Raw genomic sequence first — 20,579 nt, forward strand, 5'->3', positions numbered from 1 at the left:
AGCCCCATAAAAAAGACCCCGCCAAGGCGAGGTCCTGTTCTAACAAACGTGGCGGCGCTTACTCAGCCGCCGTGAGAGGCTGGGCGTTCCGCATGTCCGCGAACTTATCCCACACGCCTTCTGCGCCATGCCAAGATCCCACGGTTGCGCCTTTGGCATATTCTGTTGCGCGTGCTTCAAAGAAGTTCGCATGCTCGACGCCATTGGTGATTTCGGTCAACCAAGGCAGCGGATGCTCTTCGATACCGTAGATTTTCGGCAAGCCAAGCTGACCCAAACGCCAGTCGGCAATATATCGAATATATTGCTTGATGTCTTCGGATGTCATGCCCTCAACTGGACCCATATCAAACGCCAGTTCGATGAACTTATCTTCCAGTTTCACGACCGTTTTACAGCAGTCGATAATATTGTCGGCGACGTCTTTCGTCAGCGCGCCCGTTTCCGCCGCGAAGGTATGGAAGAGTTTGATCATCCCTTCACAATGCAGGCTTTCGTCACGGATAGACCAGGTTACGATTTGGCCCATGCCCTTCATTTTGTTCAAGCGCGGGAAGTTCATCAACATTGCAAAAGACGCGAATAGCTGTAGCCCTTCGGTGAAACCACCAAAGACCGCCATGGAGGTTAGAATATCTTTTTCCGTCTCTACGCCAAACTGACCGAGGTAATCATGTTTCGCGGCCATCTCTTCATATTCCATGAAGGCCGAAAATTCGCTGTCGGGCATGCCGATGGTTTCGAGTAGCAAAGCGTAAGCCGCAATATGGATCGTTTCCATATTTGAGAATGAGGCAAGCATCATGCGGACTTCGACTGGCTTAAACAGCGGCATGTAGTTTTCCATGTAATTCGCGCCGACTTCGATATCGGACTGGGTGAAGAAACGGAAAATTTGCGTCAGCAGGTTCTTCTCAACATCGTTGAGCGTGACAGACCAATCTTTCAGATCTTCGCCCAATGGCACCTCTTCAGGCATCCAATGGACTTGCTGTTGTTTCTGCCAGAAATCATAGGCCCACGGATAGCGAAACGGCTTATAGGATGTGGACGGCAGCAGAAGACCTGACTGCGACATCTCGAAATTACCCATTTTACCCATGTCGATCTCCCGCGATTCGAATCTGTGTGTTGGTCTTAATACGGACCATCGTCAGCTAAGTTTTTGAAAATGGCAGATTTTCGCCCCAAAAGCGCGATATATGCTATTTTTCCCTCGTCTATCTACTACATCTAGTGGCAGCAAAAACGCAAGGTCGAACTCTGCGGCAATATGTTCACCTGCGAGAGACGCTGACAAGGGAGCGGCGCGATTTTGGGTGTGATGGGATGGAGATAAGCCTGTGCGTAACCCAAGCGCTATCGTTCGCAGCTCATCTAGGAGTCTGCCGAAGTGCGATGTCTCATGAAAAGGGACAGTCCGCGTGGTCGATATCCGCGATGGAATACCAGAATAGAAATGTTGTTTTACGCGAAGATCAGGAGTCGGGTTGAAAATCCAACTCGCCACGCGGCAGCGGTTTTTGAAGAAGCGGCCAGTCATAAACCCCCGAGTTCAGACACTTGGACTGACGGGTCGGCTCTCACTCCTAAAGTCCCGGCACCTCTGGATGTCTCACCACCCAACGCTCAGACCCACCGTCCTCCGAACCAGCCAATGCAATTTATCGAAGATAAAATGCACAGTGTCATAATATTGCGAACAATACATAGACCAAGCGAGGCCCCGCCTGTCCCGTGTCCGAAAGAACCCGTGTAAATTACCACAGCTTCTCGAAGCGGGGATCATTCTCTTTAAATTAGGTCTAAGCGTTTGAAACGGAGAGGTTTCGTTTTTCCAATAACGTGGACCATTCAAGAAATGGCGACATTAAAAGCTGTAAAGGGATGAATCGAGTGGCTTACTTTGAGCGATTTTAAAACACTCTCGGAAACGAGTTTTTGATTGTTATGGGCTGGTAACCTTTCTTGTCTATGGGAACCCAAAATCAGCAGATTGGCAAATCGGTGATCCATGTGGCAAAAAATAGCTCTGACGGTATGACCAGCAGACCATTTATCGGCAGAATGGCGATAGGCTTTTATTTGGTCGTCCTGTTATTGATGTTTCTGCTTACTCTGGGCGAAGGCATCTCACTCCCAAAGTTATTGCTAGGGCTTGTGTTCTTTGCGGGATTAATACCTCTATTAACAATATTGCTGGTATTGAGGTTGAAGAAAGAAGGGGAGAATTTTTGGATGAGTGGATCCGTAGTAGGTTCCAGCGTCTTCTTGCAATACAGTGCATCCGTAATGTCTGCTCACGCTACCTTTTTTCAGTCAGTAATGTTTTTCTCAGTTTCCGCAGTGATAATGATTGCCGTCATGTTCTTGTTTAAAAAGAAACAGGAGCAATAAGTGAATGCGTTATGATTGCCTTGAGTGAGCGGCTTATTTTGGGCGGTTTAAGACTCTGAGAAAACCGCCATTTTACTGGCTTGCCGAAAACACTACTCCCGCGCCACTCACTCTCGCACCCGCGCAAAAAACGCCGCATGCGCTTGGGCCGCTTCGGTCTCACACACCCCTACCCGCACATCGATGCCCGCTTCTTGGAGCAGTGCCGCGCCGCGCCAATTGACCCTTGGGTCGGGATCGACGACGGCGATGAAGCAGCGAGCTACACCCGCGTCGATCAAGGCATTGGCGCAAGGGGCGGTTTGTCCATAGTGGCTACACGGTTCGAGGGTGACATAGGCGTCTGCGCCGCGCGCTTGGGTGCCTGCGACTTGCAACGCGACGGTTTCGGCATGGGGGCGGCCTCCGTCTTGGGTTGCGCCCTCCCCGACGATCTCACCGTCTTTGACAATGACGCAGCCCACGGCGGGGTTTTCCGCCGTACGCCCCGATTGCGCCGCCCCCAATGCGAGAGCGCGGCGCATAAAGTGTTCAGGGTTAGACACCCAGTCTAGACGTTCGCAACGTCTGGCAATTCCTTCGCGCGGCTTTCGTCCATGTAGCGCGCGGAGGTGATGTCCAATGTGCCAGGCTTCATGTCGATCAACAGCGGGTTACCCGTCGGGAATTCAAAGCCTGGGATTTTATCATCGGGCACGTCGAAAATAGATTTCAAAATGGCGCGTAAAGAATTTCCATGCGCAGAAATCATAACATTCGATCCTGCTTTCAAATGCGGAACGATTTGGTCGTTAAAGTAAGGCAGCACACGCTCGCATGTCATTTTCAGGCTTTCACCCGTGGGCAGAAGCTCTGGCGCGATATGCTTATATTTTGGGTCTTTCGACGGATGGAATTCCGAGGTTTCGTCAATTTGTGGCGGCGGCACGTCAAAGCTGCGACGCCAGATATGGACTTGCTCGTCCCCATGTTTGTCGCGCGTCTCTTGTTTGTTCAATCCCGTCAGCGCGCCGTAGTGACGTTCGTTCAACAGCCAGTTTTTCGTGACTGGAATATACATTTGATCAATGCCCTCCAACGTCAGCCAGAGCGTTTTGATCGCGCGTTTTTGGAAACTCGTAAAACCCACGTCCAACATGATGCCTTCGGCTTTGATGAGTTCGGCGGCTTTGATCGCTTCGGCCACGCCCTTCTCTGTCAAACCAATATCGTGGAATCCTGTGAAGCGGTTTTCCAAGTTCCACTGGGATTGACCGTGGCGGATGAGGATGAGTTGAGTCATGCGGCACCTATAATGTTGCGTAATTGGCGACGCTTTAGCGGGTGCCCCAGCAGGATTCAATCACGGCATTTGTCAGGAACATCTGTAAAAACAAGAAAACAGTCATTAAAATCGTCCGCAGCTTCGTTGATTAGAACTATTGTTCCTAATGAGGCGACGACTGCCGCCCCCGCGATCAGGATAAGCCCCGTGTCTGATCCCCCCGCATCATCTGCGTCGGTATTAATCTCGCCATCGGTTTCATCCGCATTCAGGACCACGAAAGTTGAGCCATAAATTTCTTGTCCAGAGAGCTGCAAGCTTGGCGTTCTAAACCCATAGGCGCCAACATCCAAAATTGTCAGACGATCTGTTCCCAGCGGGCCCATTGGGGAGTCGAAATCATTTTTCGCAAGGCTGAGACCGAACCCCAAACGCGGTTGATGCAACATCCGCCGACGATCAGTGGATCCGAGCGGGATTTTGAAGGTCACTGAAGCTTGGACTTCCAGACCATCATGTTGGGCAAAGGCAGCACTGTCATAACTTTGCGCTGAAGCTACACAAGGCAGAGCGAGCGCCGTGACGACCGCAGCACAAACTTTAAAGCTAAATAAACGCGACAACTGATTCCCCTGTTTTTCCCAATGTACAACTTATGGGCAAGGTCGGGGTAACATTCTGTGACAGGGTGTGACGCCTATTTTTGATCTCTCACGCGGATGGCTGTGTCGGGAAAATCGGAAAACACCCCGTCCACGCCCAGCGCGAAATAGGCGCTCATTTCTGTCTCAATATCGGAAAAATTAGGATCGAGCGCATCATCGCGGAATGTCCAAGGATGAACAGCGAGTCCCGCTGCGTGAGCTGCGGCGACGAAGCCCGTGTCTTCGCCCGCATCCGTCAGCAGGAGTTTTTTATAAGGGCCAATGCCGTCAACAATTTTAGCCGTTTCCGCAAAGTCAGGGCGCGTTTCGGTCAGATAGATCAGACGAATGTCAGTCTGGCTGTTCAACCGTTTCAGGTTCCCCATCTCGAAAGACTGAATAAAAACGGGGGCTTCTGCACCTTCATATCCAAAGGCCAAAAGCGTTTCTAACATCGCCTCATCATGACGCAGACCTGCGGCTGCGAAAGCCGTGGGTTGTTTCGTTTCAGGATAAATGCCGATCGGCCGACCCGTAGTTTTACTGGCCAGTTTTGCCAAGCGTAGAATTTCTTCAAAAGTCGGGATTTCATATTGCCCGTCAAATTTGGTCGGACGTCCTGCGCGGGGCTGCAAGGCACGTAGTGTTTTAATCTCCGCCAGCGTGAAATCCTCGATGAACCAATCCATGCCGTCGTGATAAGCATCCTCACGCTTGCGATCCGCAAATTCAGCCCGTGTGGCAATGTCGGTGGTTTTCGACAAATGCCGATCATGCCGCGCCACCAATACGCCGTCTTTGGTGATGACCAAATCAGGCTCGATATAATCCGCCCCCATATCAATCGCGCGTTGATAGGCGGCAATCGTATGCTCAGGCAAAACCCCAGACGCCCCACGATGGGCGATGACGAGCGGCGGGTTGCCGTTGAGGGTTGGGAATGCGTTTTGAGTCATTGGAGCACAACCAGTCAAAATAAAAACCGAAATTAAAATAGAATACGGTAACTTCATATCGTGAAACACCAAGTCTGATTAGCCCCTAATACTGAGGACTTAGATTCCTATATAGAGTCAGAACCACCAAAGATTATGCGCAAAGGGTGCAGAGTGCGAAGAGTGTTTCAAGCGTTATCAATGCGCATCATTCCAATTCTTCGCGGCCTTGGCTTCTACCAATAGCGGTACACTCATTTCGATCGCGGGTTTATGGGCGCTTTCCATGGTGGGGACGATGATATCGATGAGCGCATTGGCCTTGGCCTCTGGCACTTCAAACACGAGTTCATCATGCACTTGTAGGAGGAGCCTTGCGCCCTCCACGTCTTCGATCGCCTCTGGCATACGGATCATGGCACGACGCATGATGTCTGCGGCTGCACCTTGGATTGGCGCGTTGATCGCTTGGCGTTCGGCGAAAGCCCGTGACATTTGGTTGCTGTCGCGAATACCTTTGATGTGGCACTTTCGGCCTAAGATCGTCGTGATATATCCATATTCGCGGGCTTCGGCTTTTGCCTCTTCCATGTAAGCTTTGATGCCTGGGAATTTTTCAAAATAGGTTTTAATATAATCGCTGGCTTCACCGCGGCTGATCCCAATGTTTTTGGCCAGACCAAAGGCTGAAATGCCGTAAATAATCCCAAAGTTAATCGCTTTGGCATTCCGACGAATTTCGGGCGTCATCTCCGATAGCGGAACACCAAACATCTCGCTGGCCGTCAGGGCGTGAATATCAACACCATCGGCAAAGGCCTGCTTCATCGTCGACAAATCCGCGACATGGGCGAGGATGCGAAGCTCAATTTGCGAGTAATCCGCCGCCACCAGAACATGTCCCGTTTCGGCAACAAAAGCGTCCCGAATTTTACGGCCCATTTCGGTCCGAATTGGAATGTTCTGCAAGTTGGGGTCGCTTGAACTCAGGCGCCCTGTTGTCGTGGCCGCCAAAGAATAGGACGTATGTACACGGCCCGTGTCAGGATTGATTTGCGAGACGAGCGCGTCAGTATAAGTCGATTTCAATTTGGAATATTGACGCCAATCCAAAATAACCCGTGGCAAGGCCTGACCTTCATCGGCCAGTTTTTCCAACACGTCGACACCTGTTTGCCACGCGCCCGTTTTGGTTTTTTTACCGCCTTCAAGCCCCATATTATCAAAGAGGATTTCACCGATTTGCTTCGGCGATCCGACGTTGAATTTCGTCCCTGCGATCTCGTAGGCTTCGTCTTCGAGTTGCGCCATCTTTTGCGCGAAGAGACCAGAAAGGCGGTTGAGTTCTGTTCGATCGACTTTGATACCGTTGTTTTCCATTTGCGCCGTAACGGCAGGCAGAGGGCGATCCATCGTCTCATAAGCCGTTGCCACACCAGCTGCGGCTAGTTTCGGCTTGAGAAACTTCCAAAGGCGTAGGGTCACATCCGCATCTTCGGCCGCATATTTCGTCGCGACATCTAATTCGATTTGATCAAAGGTTTTTTGGCTCTTGCCCGTTCCCGCGATCTCTTTGAACGAGATGGCTTTGTGCCCAAAATAAAGCTCTGACATGGCGTCCATGCCATGCCCACGCAGACCTGTTTCCAAACAATATGAAATCAACATTGTGTCGTCATAAGGCGCAGGATGGAGAGCTTTGCCATTGCCTTCATAGCGCTGAAACACGCCCAAATCATATTTAAAATTCTGCCCTACTTTGAGCACGGAGGGCGAATGCAGCAAGGGCTCGAGTATATCGAGCGCCTCTTGCATCGGAATTTGTTTTGGCGCGGCAGCCCCGAACATATCACCACCTTCGGCGGAATTCCCAACGCCGACATGCCCTAGCGGAATATAACACGCTTCATTATCGGCATGGGACAGGCAGACTCCGACCATTTTCGCGGCCGCTGAGTCGAGGCTATTGGTTTCCAAGTCCACGGCGACAACGCCAGCCTTCATCGCTTTGTCGACCCATTCCCGTAAGGTCGCGGCGTCCTGTACGCAGACATATTTTTCGGCGTCAAATTTCACATTTTTTGGTGCGTCCAATTCGGCTGGCGCACCCGCATCGGGGGCCGTATCATCCTTGCGCAACCCGTCTGTTTCACCTGCGCCCAGCGCCGCACGAACGCGAGCGGTCAGCGTGCGAAATGTCATGCGTTCGAGGAAATCAAATAAGACATCCACATCGGGATCGGTCACGGCCAAGTCTTCAAGCGGGACTTCCAGATCAATATCCGTCTTGAGTGTCACTAATTGTTTGGACAGCAGCGCCATATCTTTATTGGCGAGCATCTTTTCGCGACGGCCCTTTTGCGGGATTTCGCCAGACCGTTCGAGCAGCTCTTCCAGAGGCCCATATTCATTGAGCAACAAAACAGCCGTTTTCACGCCAATACCTGGCACACCTGGAATATTATCAACGCTGTCCCCAGCCAGAGCTTGGACGTCAATGACGCGGGCTGGCTCAACACCGAATTTTTCGATCACTTCCTTGATGCCGATGTCTTTGTTTTTCATCGGGTCGCGCATGATCACGTTTTCCGTCACCAGCTGCATCAAGTCTTTGTCAGAGCTGATAATGGTACAGCGCGCGCCGGCTTCGTCTGCAATCCGCGCATAAGTTGCGATCAAATCATCCGCCTCATACCCTGTCATCTCAATCGAAGGCGCGCCAAAGGCAAGTGTCGCCTCACGCGTGAGTGGGAATTGCGGGATCAGGTCTTCAGGCAATGCACTCCGGTTGGCTTTATAAAGATCGTAGATTTCATTTCGGAATGTATTACCCGACGCATCGAAAATGACGGCGAAATGCGTGGGTCGATCCTCATCGCTTTGATTGACCATCAATTTGAACAACATGTTCGAAAATCCTGCCACTGCCCCAATCGGCAAGCCATCGGTCTTACGGGTCAAAGGCGGCAATGCGTGGAACGCTCTGAAAATATAGGCGGACCCATCGACCAAAACGACGTGGGAATTTTTATCTATGGGGGCTGTAGCTGTCATGGCTGACGTTCTGCGCATGAGAGGACAGGAATTCAATAGCGCCCCCGATTTTCTCGCCTATAATCCCGTGCATGTATCAGATGATTGACGATCCAGAAGAAGAGGAACGCACGGGACGCAAACCTGTGTCCATTTTGCCCTTTTTGATTGGGGCTATCTTGGCAGCGCTCGTCTTTTTCCTCGTCTGGTTGGCCAGTCCAGGTCAGAGTGTGTCCACAGGACAAAGCGTCGAAACACCTGCATCGCGCGCGGCCTATTTGACCGCATTGGGAGAAACAACGCCCGCCCTACGCCGTGCGCGCCTGATTGATTATCAGCGCACCTATCCCGATACAGACCGAAAAGACGCGATACAGGACCAATTGGACGTCATAAATGCGGCAGAACAGCAGGATTGGGAAAGCGTCACGCGAGCGGTCTATGATGTGCGATCCGAGGCCGAAGAGAAGAACGCCGCTTTGCTGTCCTATGAAACCATATGGAACGGAAGCCTGCTAGGCGGACGCGGTGATGAGCTAGACACGCTACGCGATGCCATCGATGAAGCCGTGGCGTCCGCCCCCCTACCCGATCGCACCTTGGAGGCGGGGGACAGTCCAATTTCCGATTCGGTCCCTTCGGATGTCTTGGCCGGCGCACCACCACGCATGGCGGAAACTTTCCCGATTTACCGCCCACCGACCGTTCAAGTCGTCGAAACAAGCCGCGAACCCGTTGTGATCGAGGCGGAAGTCAGACGACAAGTTGACCCCAATTATCCCCGCGCGGCGCTGCGCCGCAAGGTTGGGGCCGTGGTCACACTGGCGATCGATATTAACGAAAAGGGCCGCGTCGATTCGACTGAGGTTATTTCCGTCGAAGCCGAACGCTATGGAAAAGACTTTGTTCGCGCTGCCGAACGCGCGGCCATGCGTACGCGGTTTCACCCCAAAACTATAGACGGCGAAACCGTCCCAGCTCGCGGCGTTCGCAAACGCTATATTTTTCGGAGCGATTAATGTCGGCACAAATCTCTAACGCCCCTGTCGGCGTTCTCATCACGGGTGGGACGCTGGACAAGGTGCATGATACGCAGACCGAAAGTTTAGTGCTCGACGGCACAACGCGCGTCCAAGATATTTTCGCGCAAGGACGCACGAAGATCAGCCGTTTTAAAAATCTGATGCAAATCGACAGTCTGGATATGACCGACGAAAACCGTGCACAGATTTTGAAAGCCGTCAAAACAGCGCCCGAAAACCGCCTCGTCATTACCCATGGCACAGGGACGATGGAAATCACGGCGCAATATCTGGCGGCCGCTTTAGGGCCCGACAGCGAAAAGGTGATCGTGTTGACAGGCGCGATGCGGCCTTGGTCACTGGGACGTTCGGATGGGAATTTTAATCTCGGCGGGGCCATCGTCGCCGCACGACTACTCCCCGCTGGGGTTTACGGCGTCATGAATGGACGCGTCTTTGCGGCGGCGGATCTACATAAAGATGCAAAACGCGGGCGGTTTGATTAGTTAAATCGCGCTCGGTTCCTTTTTAATATGTCATGCATCTTTCGCTTTTGCGAGTTATTCCATACGACTGCCCGCAGAAAGAGACCAGAGCAGAGGCGCGACTAGCGGCGCTGAACGCGTGGTCGCCTGTGATAGCTATATCAGCTTCTGGGGAGTTATCTTCCCCACAAATTGCAACGGCATCCGCTTTAACCTGTCTCTCAACTAAATCTCCGTGGGTAACCCCCCTCTTGTAAAACTGCTTTGCCCCTATAATCAGAACACCTGTATTTTTACGCTATAAAATCCGGCCGTCAGAGCAGGATATGTGTTTCGGGGACTGATTTAATGGATGCGATGATACCGCTTTTGATCACGGTTGCGGGACTGGCTCTACTGCTGTTCTTAGTGCTCCGTGTTAAATTGCCTGCCTTTCTGGCTCTGATTGCGATGAGCCTTTTAATCGGCATAGCCGTCGGCATGGCTCCGATGAAGGTTATCTCATCGATGCAGAAGGGCATGGGCGGAACGCTGGGCTTTGTGGCGATCGTGGTTGGGCTTGGCGCAATGTTTGGCGCCTTGTTGGAGGCGGCTGGCGGGGTAAGCGCTGTGTCGGAATCTTTGCTGAAACGATTTGGAGATAAGCGGGCACCTTGGGCGCTGGGGCTTGTCGGATTTCTAATCGCAATCCCTGTTTTCTTCGATGTCGCTTTCATTATTCTCGTACCTGTTATTCATAAACTATCGAAAAATTCAGGAAAAGCATTGCTCGTTTACGCCCTGCCATTATTGGCCGGACTTGCCGTAACACATGCTTTCATTCCGCCGACACCGGGGCCCATTGCTGTGGCGGATTTACTGGGCGCAGATTTAGGCTGGGTGATATTGCTAGGCTCAGCTGCGGGCTTGCCAGCCATGATATTGGCAGGGCCTGTACTGGCGCGGTTCTACAAAAATACAGCTGTCTCATCTGAGCCTGAGGTGCCCATGGCGGCAGAAACCCCCATAAATTTTTGGCATGCCATCTTTGCGATTTTGCTGCCGCTCTTCTTAATCCTTGGAAATACTATTGCGGGCCAGGCACTTGCGGACGGCGCCATAAAGTCGACGTTACAAGTTTTGGGGCATCCTTTTACGGCACTGATTATAGCCGTGGGGTATGCCTATATCGCTTTTGGCATTTCGCGCTCTATACCGCTGGATAAACTGCAAGAGATTATGAACCGCGCTTTACTGCCAGCTGGCGTCGTAATTTTGATCACGGGCGCAGGCGGTGTATTGAAGCAGGTTCTCATCGACTCTGGCGTTGGGGCGCAGTTGGCCGCCGTCATGACGGCTAATTCCATCCCGCTCTTACTCTTTGCCTTTCTAGTCTCCGCGATTGTGCGGGTAGCGCAAGGCTCAGCAACTGTCGCCATGCTGACTGGGGCGGGCTTAACCGCGCCTTTATTGATCGGCGCCGACCTATCCGCGCCCGACAAAGCCATATTGGTAATTGCCATAGCCTCGGGCGCGAGCTTGCTCTCCCATGTCAATGATAGTGGCTTCTGGCTTGTGAACCGTTATCTGGGTCAAACAGAGGCAGAGACGTTAAAGTCCTGGACCGTGGCGTCGACAGTTGTCGGCCTGACAGGATTTGTTATGGCGTGTCTATTCAGCTTGATCTTCTGACTGGATAATATCGCAGACCTGCTGAGCTAGAATGTCTACAGGTTGAAAAACATCTAGGGTGATAGCACGTTGAGGCATGTCTAAGGCTGCAAATTGAGAGGCCAATAAGTCGGCTTTAAAAAAGTGACCACTACGCTCTGAAAGGCGACGCTCTATCATAGCTTGAGCACCTTGCAGGTGAATGAATTGGCATCGTTCATTGAGCCCTTCGCGCAGGCGTTGGCGCACGGTTTTTGAGAGTGCCGAACAGGCTAAAATCATAGGGGCGTCTTTCCCATCTGATTTTGATGCCGTGCCTTGGCAAGTTTGGATCATGGCCTCCACCCAAGGCATACGGTCTTCATCGTTTAAAGGAGTCCCCCTGCTCATTTTCTTAATATTAGATTTTGGATGAAAGTGATCGCCTTCTAAAAAAGGAATGTTTAGGCGTTTGGCTGCCTCACGCCCGACAGTGCTTTTACCGCACCCGGCCACACCCATTATGACATAAACTTTCATAGCGGTTTTAAAGCCGAGGCGGCTCAGAGAAACAATAGGGCAAACTCAATAAGATGAGCTGCAAGCCAGCGAAACTTTGAAAATTTTCGACTCCGACACGCCGAACAATATCTCACCCTGACGAAATTACAGGCAGAAAAGGGCAGTCTATTTATGGACTAACTGGACTCGAAAAAGGCATTGAGGCTTACCGGCCACTTGGTATTTTCTATCTATCTAAATGTTGTTGCGCAGATTATCGCACTTAGGGTTCGGTCCCATGCCCCATTTTACTTTTGCCTTCGCCACAAAACACTAACAATTCCTTCGCGCTCTCGGTAACGTGCTTCCAACACACGACATCCATGGAGCCACTCATGACATCGACATTGCCCAAAAATTTAGAAAGACATTTCCGAAATAGCCTTTTGTGTTTTGCGGCGCCGCTGGCGTTGATCGCTTGTCAGCCTGCGAGTGTGGACACCGCAGCGCCTGCCAAATCCGAAGCGGCGCTCGACCTCGCCTTTGAGAAAATCACCTTGGACAATGGCCTCGACGTTGTGTTCCATGTTGACCGTTCTGACCCTGTCGTCGCGATCAACCTCGCGGCCCATGTTGGCTCCGCGCGCGAGACGGAAGGTCGCACAGGATTTGCCCATCTCTTCGAGCATCTGCTGTTTTTGGATTCTGAAAACCTCGGCTATGGCGGGCTTGATGAAATGAACACACGCATTGGCGGCGAAGGCACGAATGGCTTCACAACCAATGATATGACCCAATATTTCCAAGCCGTGCCTAAAGACGCGCTAGAAAAAGTCATCTGGGCCGAAGCGGATAAGCTGGGCTGGTTCATTAAAACTGTTAGCCAAGACGTTATCGACAATGAAAAACAAGTCGTCAAAAATGAGAAGCGCCAACGCGTCGATAATGCGCCCTATGGCCATAATTGGTATGCCGTCGGCAAAGCGCTCTATCCAACCGATCACCCCTATAACTGGCAGGTCATCGGGTCGTTGGAAGATTTGGACGCCGCGAGCTTGAAGGACACGCAAGACTTCTTCGCGCGGTGGTACGTCCCCAATAATGTAACCGTTACCATCAGCGGTGATTTCGATGTGGCCGAGGCCAAAACCCTTGTCGAAAAATATTTCGGCGAGATTCCACGCGGCCAAGACGTCAGTGCCGCCACCCCGCGCCCGGGGAAAATCGACAGCGACATTAAGTTGATCCACGAAGATAATTTCGCGACCGTTCCGCGCCTGACCCATGTCTGGCCAACAGTCGAGCAATATCACCCCGATAGCTACGCGCTCGAAATGCTCAGCTCATATTTGACCGAGGGCAAAACAGCCCCATTCAACGAAGTATTGGTCGACGAAGAAAAACTTTCTCCGGGTCTTGGCGCTTTTTCGAACACCTCTGAAATTGCAGGCGAGTTTTACCTCATCGCGCCGTCTAATGCGGGTACGGATTTGGACGCGCTCATGCCCGCCATCGACACCGCCTTCGCACGTTTCGAGGAAACGGGCATCCCGCAGAAAGACTTGGATCGGATCAAAGCCAAAATCGAAGTCGATTTTTACGGGAATTTTGACAGCGCCTTGAACAAAGCTATCGCCCTGTCCGAATATAACCTCTTCACCGATAATCCGGGCGCGTATAAAGATGATCTTGCTGGCTATCGCGGCGTCACCCGTGACGATGTCATGCGCGTCTATGAGACCTATATCAAAGACAAGCCTGCCGTGATTACCAGCTTTGTGCCCAAGGGCGAACCTGCGTTGGGCGTTGAAGGTTCCGCCAAAGCCGATGTCGTTGAAGAAGTCATTGTCGAAGGTGAAGGCGCAGCAGTAGAATTTGACCCCGCCGCCCGCGTCATTGAAAATCCGACGCCGTCGACTTTTGATCGCAAAGTCGAGCCAGCGTTTGGCGCTGGCTATGACCTGCCGTCCCCAACAATTTGGCAAACTAAATATGACAATGGATTAAATGTTCTGGGTCTCGCCAGTGACGAAATTCCTGTCATTAATTTCACCCTGCGTTTGGATGCGGGGCACCTTCGTAATCCGATCACCGCCCCCGCTCTGGCTGGCATGACCGCAGATATGTTGTCCAAAGGCACCGTCAATAAAACGACGGCAGAGTTGGAAGAAGCGATTGGTGCGCTCGGCTCTACCATTAACATCAGCGCGGGCAATACGGGCGCCTTTGTTTCTGGCACAACGCTGTCACGTAATTTCGATGCAACCATGGCGCTTGTCAAAGAGATGACATTTGAACCGCGGTGGGATGCAGCGGAATTCGCAACCCTCAAGAACCAAGTCGCCCAAGCCATCACTCAATCCGAGGGCAATCCCAATTCCATCGCACGTCGCGAATTGGCGGAGCTGCGCTACAGCTCCACATCACCCCTGCATCACGCGGGTGGCACAGGATATGGATCGGCAGACGCTTTAGAAGCGATCACGCTGGAGGATTTGAAAGCCTTCCACGCGGGCCATTATACGCTCAATGGGGCAACCCTTCGCGTGGCGGGTGATTACACAGAAGCCAGCGTCGAAAGCGCGTTTAATTTAGATGATCTAGGTGCAGGTAAAACCCTGCCCGCCGTCAGTTCGGACCTCACGCCTGTCGGGGAAGCGCAAATTTATTTCTATGACGTGCCTGGGGCCAAGCAATCCGTTCTGCGCCTGTCACGTCCGGCCTTGGCCGCGACGGATAAGGATTACCCTCTGGCGGAAGCGGTGAACTTCCCACTCGGCGGTATTTATACGTCGAAGTTGAACACGCAATTGCGGGTCGAAAAGGGTTACACCTACGGTATTCGCTCTGGCTTTGACGGCAGTCGCGAGAATGGAACATTTGCGGTATCTTCATCCGTGCGGACAAATGTCACCAAAGAGTCTCTGGAGCTGATCCGTAAAATTTTGTCCGAACATGGGCCTGAAACCACAGAAGACCAGCTCGCGGAATTGAAAGATGCCTTGCTGCGCGGACAAGCGCTGAAGACGGAAACCTTGCGCGATAAGCTGGGTGTCTTGGGCGAGATTGATGCTTATGGTTATGCGCCTGATTACCGCGCGCAGAACGCCAAGGCTATTGCGGCCATGACGCTCGCAGATTTCAAACGGATCGCTGCGACACACCTCAATCCTGACGCGATGCAATATTTGATCGTCGGCGATGCCGCGACGCAGATGGAACCCGTGAAAAGTTTGGGTCTGCCTGTGACGGAGATTGAATAGTGAAATTTAGTTTTAAAACTTTTCTCTTTTTCCTAGCCGCAGTAGGTTTACTCGCCGCGTGTGAAGATGGACCAAATTTCGTTGCTCCTGCTCCAATGGTTTTGGCCGAAGCTGACTTCGCCCCAAATGGCGCACCGCCGCCTCCACAGCTTTCACGCAAAGCCTCTGCCCCTAATGAACCCGACAGCGGCGCTGACCCAGCGGGTGTCTATCTCGCCTATCGATACGCCTATGGCCTCGTCATGCCCTCCGCGTCTGTCAAAGCGACCTCAGAAAAGCATATGCAAGTCTGCCGCGATGCAGGCCCGGCCAAGTGCCAGATCACAGGCTCCAGCACCAATAGCTATTCTGACGAGGATATCCGCGCGAACCTGTCCCTGCGCGCTGAACCGAAATGGTTGGAGACATTTGTCGCGGGCCTGAAGCAAGATGTATCGGACGTCGATGGTCGCATTGAAAATGCCAACACGTCAGTCGAAGACCTCACCCGCGCGATGCTTGATACAGACGCACGGCTGAAGGCGCAGACGACCTTGCGCACCCGTCTTGAGAATTTGCTAGAGACACGCGATGCCAAACTGCCTGACTTATTGGCATTGGAACGCGAGTTGGCCCGAGTCCAAGGCGAAATCGAAAGCGCCACAGCAAACCTGAAAGCGCTTCGCGCCCGCGTCTCCATGTCAGTCGTCAATATCAGCTATACGAGCGAGCGTGTCGCGGTCAGCCGCAGTTCCGTTTCGCCCATTGGTGAAGCGATAAAAGACTTTGTCGGTATCGTGTCCGAGGGCATTGCCGGGGTCATTACATTCGTTGCGTTCATGTTACCGTGGATGATCTTTGTCATCATTCCCGGTCTGTTCACGCTACGTTGGTTTTGGCGGCGTAGACAGTCCGCCAAACCGAACAAAGGCTAACCCACTTGAGCATTCTTTTCGTCCTCATCGGACTTTCCCTCTTAGTCTTTGGGGGCGATATTTTGGTCAAAGGGTCTGTCGCGCTGGCGACACGCCTTGGCATGTCCAAAGCCTTGATCGGCGTCACACTGATAGGCTTTGGCACCTCCATGCCTGAATTTGTCGCGACGTTTGGCGCCGCGGCTAAGGGCGCGCCTGATATTGCCTTCGGGAATGTCGTCGGGTCAAATATCTCGAATATCTTGATGATCTTGGGGGCCGCGACCCTGATCTCACCAATTGTGATCCGCATGCGGGGTCTCACCCGTGATGCAATCTTCGTTAGTTTTGGGTCCTTGGCGGCGGTCTATTGGATCTATGCTGGTGGCATCAGTCCGCTTGGCGGCGCTGTTCTGATCGCGGCATTTGTGGTCTATATGACATTGACCATCCGCGCAGATCTGAAAGCCGAGTTGGAGGCGAGTGTCGTCGATGATATCCTCAAGCCATTATCTGTCCCGATGTCTCTTCTGTTTGCAATAGGTGGCATCGTGCTTTTGGTTTTAGGGGCAGAAGCCTTGATCCGTGGCGCGTCAGACATCGCGCGCGGTTTTGGGGTATCCGAAGCCATTATCGGAATCACAATTGTGGGTATCGGAACCTCTCTGCCCGAAGCGACGGCTGCGATCATTTCCAGCCTACGCGGCGAAAATGACCTCGCATTCGCCAATATTGTGGGATCAAATGTATTCAACGGATTGGCCATTTTAGGCGTCACGGCGCTGGTTCACCCCATGTCATTCAGCGTTGGTGGGTTCTCCATTCTTGATGGGGTCATCCTCTGCGCCGCGACGGCCGCCATGTTCATTTTGGCCCTGACGCACAAAGAACTGAAACGTTGGGAAGGCGCGTTGCTCGTTCTCGCCTATGTCGCCTATTTAGTTTGGTTGGTCCTGCGCGCGATCGGTTAACCAAAAGCGCTGATAGGCGCGCCCGATCACGATCAGGACAAGACCGAGCACCACAAAGGACATCGCACGCAACACGCCTTCCAGCCCTGCCATGTCGATGAGGAAGGCTTTCAATACTGTCGCAATGATGATAACTCCAGAGGCGATCCGCAGGGCGCGTTCCTGCTTCCAAACGCCCAGAGCTAAAAGCACGATACCCGCCAAGAGCCAGATGGCACTGATCGTCCAAAGCTCGAGATCGCTGAACCCAATGTCGAAAATGTCGATCGCCGCGCCGTTAAACCCAAAGCGCACCATGGCTGTCATCCAACTTATCGCCCCAGCTAGCGCCAATCCGCCCAACGCATTGATATAGATATCGGGTCGCCGTCCGCGCGCGCGCCAGGCACAGAGGCCGAGGAGAACCGTTGGCACCAACATGCCGGTCGTCAGAGAGTTTAGGGCGATATTGCCAGTCACGACTTGCCCGTCATTGAACAAAGGCGACAGCCCCAACAAGGACCCCAGCCCGAAGATCGCAAGCGTGACGTAGGAAATCACTTCTGCCATTTTGGACAGGACGACATTGCCGGCGAAACGTTTCGACAATCCCGCGAGCGTGAAACACAGACCCGTTGAAACTTGCAGACCCAGTTCCGCAAATCCGAGGCTCTCGGCATACACAATGCCGCCATTTGACAGGTGGCGGATTTGGAACACCGCGAAGAGTGCAAGGCCTGCGAGGGCTGCGGCTTCGATGATCCCGTTAAGAAGTTTGTCGTGGTCGGACACAGCGTCGCGTCGATGCAAAATCGCGCCCGCCCCGCCCAAGATCGCCGTGGGTAGCGCGAGATAGACCCAGAGCGCATTTAACACGGGCCGCGCTGATAGGCTTTCCCCGTCAGGAAACTGGATCAGGAACGCATAGGCAAAGACGAGCCCTACCAATCCCAGCAACGCCAACCGCGCACCAGACAGACGCAATTTCCAAATGGCCAGAACGGCGATGATCGCGCCCAAGGCATAGCCAAGAGAAACAGGCAGGCCGTTGGACGCGACACTGACCGCGAAAGCCCAGGCTAGTGCTGCGCCGACAGTGAGGCTTATCGTCATAATCAGCGGCCGTGATTTGGCTTGGAAATAGATCGCTGCGGCGGCGAAGAGCACAGAATATCCTAACGCCCAAACGGCGTGGATACGGTCGACACCATCCATTGGGCCTTCGACATAAGAGGCGACGACACTGCCCAGGCCGAGAGCAACCGCAACGGCAGGCCAAAGACCCACGAGGTCTTCGAATTCACCTTCGCTGTCCGCGTCGCGTGCTTTTCGTAACGCAAGTAAGACCGCAATCGCCACGGCAGAACCGAACATCAGATACTGAAAATTATCATCCGCGTAGCTCGTCAAAAATATGGCGAGCACGCCAGCCGTCAATAGATGCGCGCCTTGGCGTTTCAGAGCGACGGCAGCACCGAGTAATGCCGCAATCGTGGCGAACGATAATAACAATGTTGAAAGCGGTGAAACATCATCACGGAAGTATAAGGTGTCAACAACACTCGCCACCAACAGCGCCGCAACAGCGCCCCAGAACAGCGCCAATGCTGGCTGTAAGTCCAGCCGCGCGAGGCTGGCTTCGCCTTTGGGGATGACTTGCGGCTTGGACTGTTCGGCCCACCATACCGTGACCCCAAACCCAATTGCGAGAAAGATAGCCCAGAGGACCATCTGCCCATTGGTCGCGGCTTTCATCGACATGGCCGACCAGCCCAACCAACCAAAGACCGTTCCCGTCGCGAGCCATCTCCATTTGGTGCGCTGCGCGACACCCAAGGCGGCGACCCCGATTACGAGTAAATATCCGACCAATGCGACAAAGTTCGGGGGATCGGACTGAATCAACAGCGGCGTCGCCATTGACGCCAGCAAGCCAATGGCGGCCAGCAGCGGGCCTTGGCGCAGAGACAGCCCCATGGCTGCAATCGAGATCACGCCTAGACCAATAAAGGCGACCGCCGCCGGAATCAGACCGTAAAGCGCGTGGGCCGCATAGGTCGCGCCCAGCAGGCTGAAAACGCCAACAGCCGAGAGCAATCCCGGGATAGACGCATTGGATTGCAGCGCCTTTTGCGCCTCACCCAATTTGCCTTTTAAGAGCTTCTCGTCGGAGCGTTTCAACCACTCCCCCGCAACCAGCAGAAGGGCACCCAATCCGAGGGCCATTACGATACGTGCTGTGGGACCGAAGAACCCAGCCTCGATTGAGAATCGGATTAGCAAAACTGCGCCAACCAGAAGCGCCAAACCACCCACCCAGACGGACCACTGCCCACCGATAAGCTCTTCGAGATTCCGCGTCGGTTTTTTGGGTTTCGGTTCGGGTTTAGGGGGAACTGGCTTTGGCGCACGTTTGACGGAGGCAACCTGTGTAGCCGCGACAGACGCGGTTTTGCGTTCGGGAGTCGCAATAGGTTTTCGGGTGGCTGGCGAAGCTTCTGGTTTAGGTGCGGGAGCCGTTCGGGGCTGCCCGCGCTCGGCTTCCAGCTGTTTCATACGTTCATTCAAATTCAGATTCTGCCGCTCCAGCTTGGTAATCCGCCCAGACGCCGTCATCCCCATAATAGAGCCAATGACAAGCACGCCGATGACGACGATAACGAGAACTACAAGCATTTCCATGATGGGACGTTAGGCGGAATATGGGGTTTGGGGGAAGCGGTAATTGCGCGAGCCATAGACCTATTGAAGTTCCCGTAGTTGAGTTGGAAAAAATTGGACGCTGAACGGTAAGCTCTCTAAAATGAAAATATGTTCCGTCGTTTCCTATCTAAATTTATTTTCGCAATAGGGTGCTTTACGCTTCTAGGAATAGTCTACATCGCAAGCTTTTATGTCGTCAGAAATGAACTCGTTCTACCATTTGAAAAAGCGAATTTCGGTGAAACCCATGCTTTGAGACCCGCATATAACGGACTGTATTATCCCCTGCGATATTTCACAGCGAATGGCTCATCTTTTACCCGCGACATCCCTGAAGAGTATCGAGGCATATTGAAGAAAAAAGAAATCAAAGAAGATGATGGGAAAAATTATCGTAGCGCAAACATTGATGAATTTGAAGGCAATTCGGTGGGCATAGGGTTTGTCGGGAGTCCCCGTACAATCAAAGCCTATGATCAAATTGAAAACGAGGTCTTCGTGAGGCTCACTTTTGGCCGCGCCTTAAGCCATGAACATGACCGCTTTATTAATAAACTCACCAACTCTGAAGTCATAAACCTGATGGATGACCCAAGAATTAAAAGAATGGAATACTCTTCACCACAAAGATTAGCTATCCAACAAGCCTACGACAAATTGGTTGGAAGCAAAAAGGAGTGTGCGAAGGCGTTCGAGCAAAACTACAAGGAGCAAGTACTCGAACATTGTCTTCAAACAGGCTATGCAAGAAACATCGGCGGAGGTTGCTTTCATCTCATCACTGATTTCGTCCACACGGCTGTTTTAGAACAAACTATCAAAAACTGTGAGACATAAAAAAGCCCCGCCGAAGCGAGGCT

General features: G+C 52.6%; 16 protein-coding genes. 8 read left to right on the forward strand and 8 right to left on the reverse strand.

Going from position 1 to position 20,579, the window contains the following annotated elements:
* Positions 1–58: 58 nt before the first annotated feature.
* Positions 59–1,093: a ribonucleotide-diphosphate reductase subunit beta gene (locus IE073_RS07315; protein ID WP_189583911.1), complete on the reverse strand. Its 1,035-nt coding sequence runs from the start codon at positions 1,091–1,093 to the stop codon at positions 59–61.
* 881 nt (positions 1,094–1,974) lie between these two features.
* Between IE073_RS07315 and IE073_RS07320 the strand changes: the two genes are divergently transcribed.
* On the forward strand, positions 1,975–2,397 hold the full coding sequence (locus IE073_RS07320; RefSeq protein WP_189583351.1) for a hypothetical protein: 423 nt from the start codon (positions 1,975–1,977) through the stop codon (positions 2,395–2,397).
* Positions 2,398–2,504: 107 nt separating this feature from the next.
* On the opposite strand, the gene ribD is transcribed toward IE073_RS07320, so the two are convergent.
* From ribD to polA, 5 genes are all read right to left on the reverse strand, one after another.
* Positions 2,505–2,942 (reverse strand): bifunctional diaminohydroxyphosphoribosylaminopyrimidine deaminase/5-amino-6-(5-phosphoribosylamino)uracil reductase RibD, encoded by a 438-nt coding sequence (gene ribD / locus IE073_RS07325; protein ID WP_233349894.1) that lies wholly within the window; start codon positions 2,940–2,942, stop codon positions 2,505–2,507.
* Between the two features lie 5 nt (positions 2,943–2,947).
* Positions 2,948–3,679 carry a 2,3-diphosphoglycerate-dependent phosphoglycerate mutase gene (gpmA, locus tag IE073_RS07330; protein WP_189583357.1) on the reverse strand — a complete coding sequence of 244 codons (732 nt, stop codon included), beginning with the start codon at positions 3,677–3,679 and terminating at the stop codon, positions 2,948–2,950.
* Positions 3,680–3,735: 56 nt separating this feature from the next.
* Entirely contained in the window at positions 3,736–4,284 is a 549-nt protein-coding gene (locus IE073_RS07335; RefSeq protein ID WP_189583360.1) for a hypothetical protein, read from the reverse strand.
* Between the two features lie 74 nt (positions 4,285–4,358).
* Complete coding sequence (locus tag IE073_RS07340; protein WP_189583364.1) at positions 4,359–5,261, reverse strand: glycerophosphodiester phosphodiesterase family protein; 903 nt, start codon at positions 5,259–5,261, stop codon at positions 4,359–4,361.
* A 177-nt stretch (positions 5,262–5,438) separates the two neighbouring features.
* On the reverse strand, positions 5,439–8,294 hold the full coding sequence (gene polA / locus IE073_RS07345; RefSeq protein WP_189583366.1) for a DNA polymerase I: 2,856 nt from the start codon (positions 8,292–8,294) through the stop codon (positions 5,439–5,441).
* A gap of 71 nt (positions 8,295–8,365) precedes the next feature.
* Between polA and IE073_RS07350 the strand changes: the two genes are divergently transcribed.
* The 3 genes from IE073_RS07350 to IE073_RS07360 all read left to right on the forward strand — a co-directional run bounded on the left by IE073_RS07350 (position 8,366) and on the right by IE073_RS07360 (position 11,451).
* The gene (locus IE073_RS07350) at positions 8,366–9,292 is read left to right on the forward strand and encodes an energy transducer TonB (protein WP_189583368.1); all 927 of its coding nucleotides are present in this window, start codon (positions 8,366–8,368) and stop codon (positions 9,290–9,292) included.
* Entirely contained in the window at positions 9,292–9,801 is a 510-nt protein-coding gene (locus IE073_RS07355; RefSeq protein ID WP_189583370.1) for an asparaginase domain-containing protein, read from the forward strand. The genes IE073_RS07350 and IE073_RS07355 overlap by 1 nt, the downstream gene beginning before the upstream one ends.
* A gap of 327 nt (positions 9,802–10,128) precedes the next feature.
* Positions 10,129–11,451, forward strand: a complete 1,323-nt coding sequence (locus IE073_RS07360) for a GntP family permease (RefSeq protein ID WP_189583372.1) — start codon at positions 10,129–10,131, stop codon at positions 11,449–11,451.
* On the opposite strand, the gene IE073_RS07365 is transcribed toward IE073_RS07360, so the two are convergent.
* The gene (locus tag IE073_RS07365; RefSeq protein WP_189583374.1) at positions 11,431–11,949 is read right to left on the reverse strand and encodes a gluconokinase; all 519 of its coding nucleotides are present in this window, start codon (positions 11,947–11,949) and stop codon (positions 11,431–11,433) included. The genes IE073_RS07360 and IE073_RS07365 overlap by 21 nt on opposite strands.
* Before the next feature lie 356 nt (positions 11,950–12,305).
* Here IE073_RS07365 and IE073_RS07370 point away from each other — a divergent pair, with 356 nt between their 5' ends.
* Genes IE073_RS07370 through IE073_RS07380 form a run of 3 tightly spaced genes read left to right on the forward strand, consistent with a single transcriptional unit; the run spans position 12,306 to position 17,037 of the window.
* Entirely contained in the window at positions 12,306–15,173 is a 2,868-nt protein-coding gene (locus tag IE073_RS07370) for a M16 family metallopeptidase (protein WP_189583376.1), read from the forward strand.
* On the forward strand, positions 15,173–16,087 hold the full coding sequence (locus IE073_RS07375; protein ID WP_189583379.1) for a DUF4349 domain-containing protein: 915 nt from the start codon (positions 15,173–15,175) through the stop codon (positions 16,085–16,087). The genes IE073_RS07370 and IE073_RS07375 overlap by 1 nt, the downstream gene beginning before the upstream one ends.
* 5 nt (positions 16,088–16,092) lie before the next feature.
* Positions 16,093–17,037, forward strand: a complete 945-nt coding sequence (locus tag IE073_RS07380) for a calcium/sodium antiporter (protein ID WP_189583381.1) — start codon at positions 16,093–16,095, stop codon at positions 17,035–17,037.
* Here the strand turns inward: IE073_RS07380 and IE073_RS07385 are convergent.
* A complete protein-coding gene (locus IE073_RS07385; protein ID WP_189583383.1) occupies positions 17,005–19,698 on the reverse strand; it encodes a DUF2339 domain-containing protein in 2,694 nt (897 codons plus the stop codon). The genes IE073_RS07380 and IE073_RS07385 overlap by 33 nt on opposite strands.
* Before the next feature lie 129 nt (positions 19,699–19,827).
* On the opposite strand from IE073_RS07385, the gene IE073_RS07390 reads away from it, so the two are divergent.
* On the forward strand, positions 19,828–20,556 hold the full coding sequence (locus tag IE073_RS07390; RefSeq protein ID WP_189583385.1) for a hypothetical protein: 729 nt from the start codon (positions 19,828–19,830) through the stop codon (positions 20,554–20,556).
* Positions 20,557–20,579: the final 23 nt, after the last annotated feature.

Source organism: Litorimonas cladophorae, from assembly GCF_014652455.1.
Classification (GTDB): domain Bacteria; phylum Pseudomonadota; class Alphaproteobacteria; order Caulobacterales; family Maricaulaceae; genus Litorimonas; species Litorimonas cladophorae.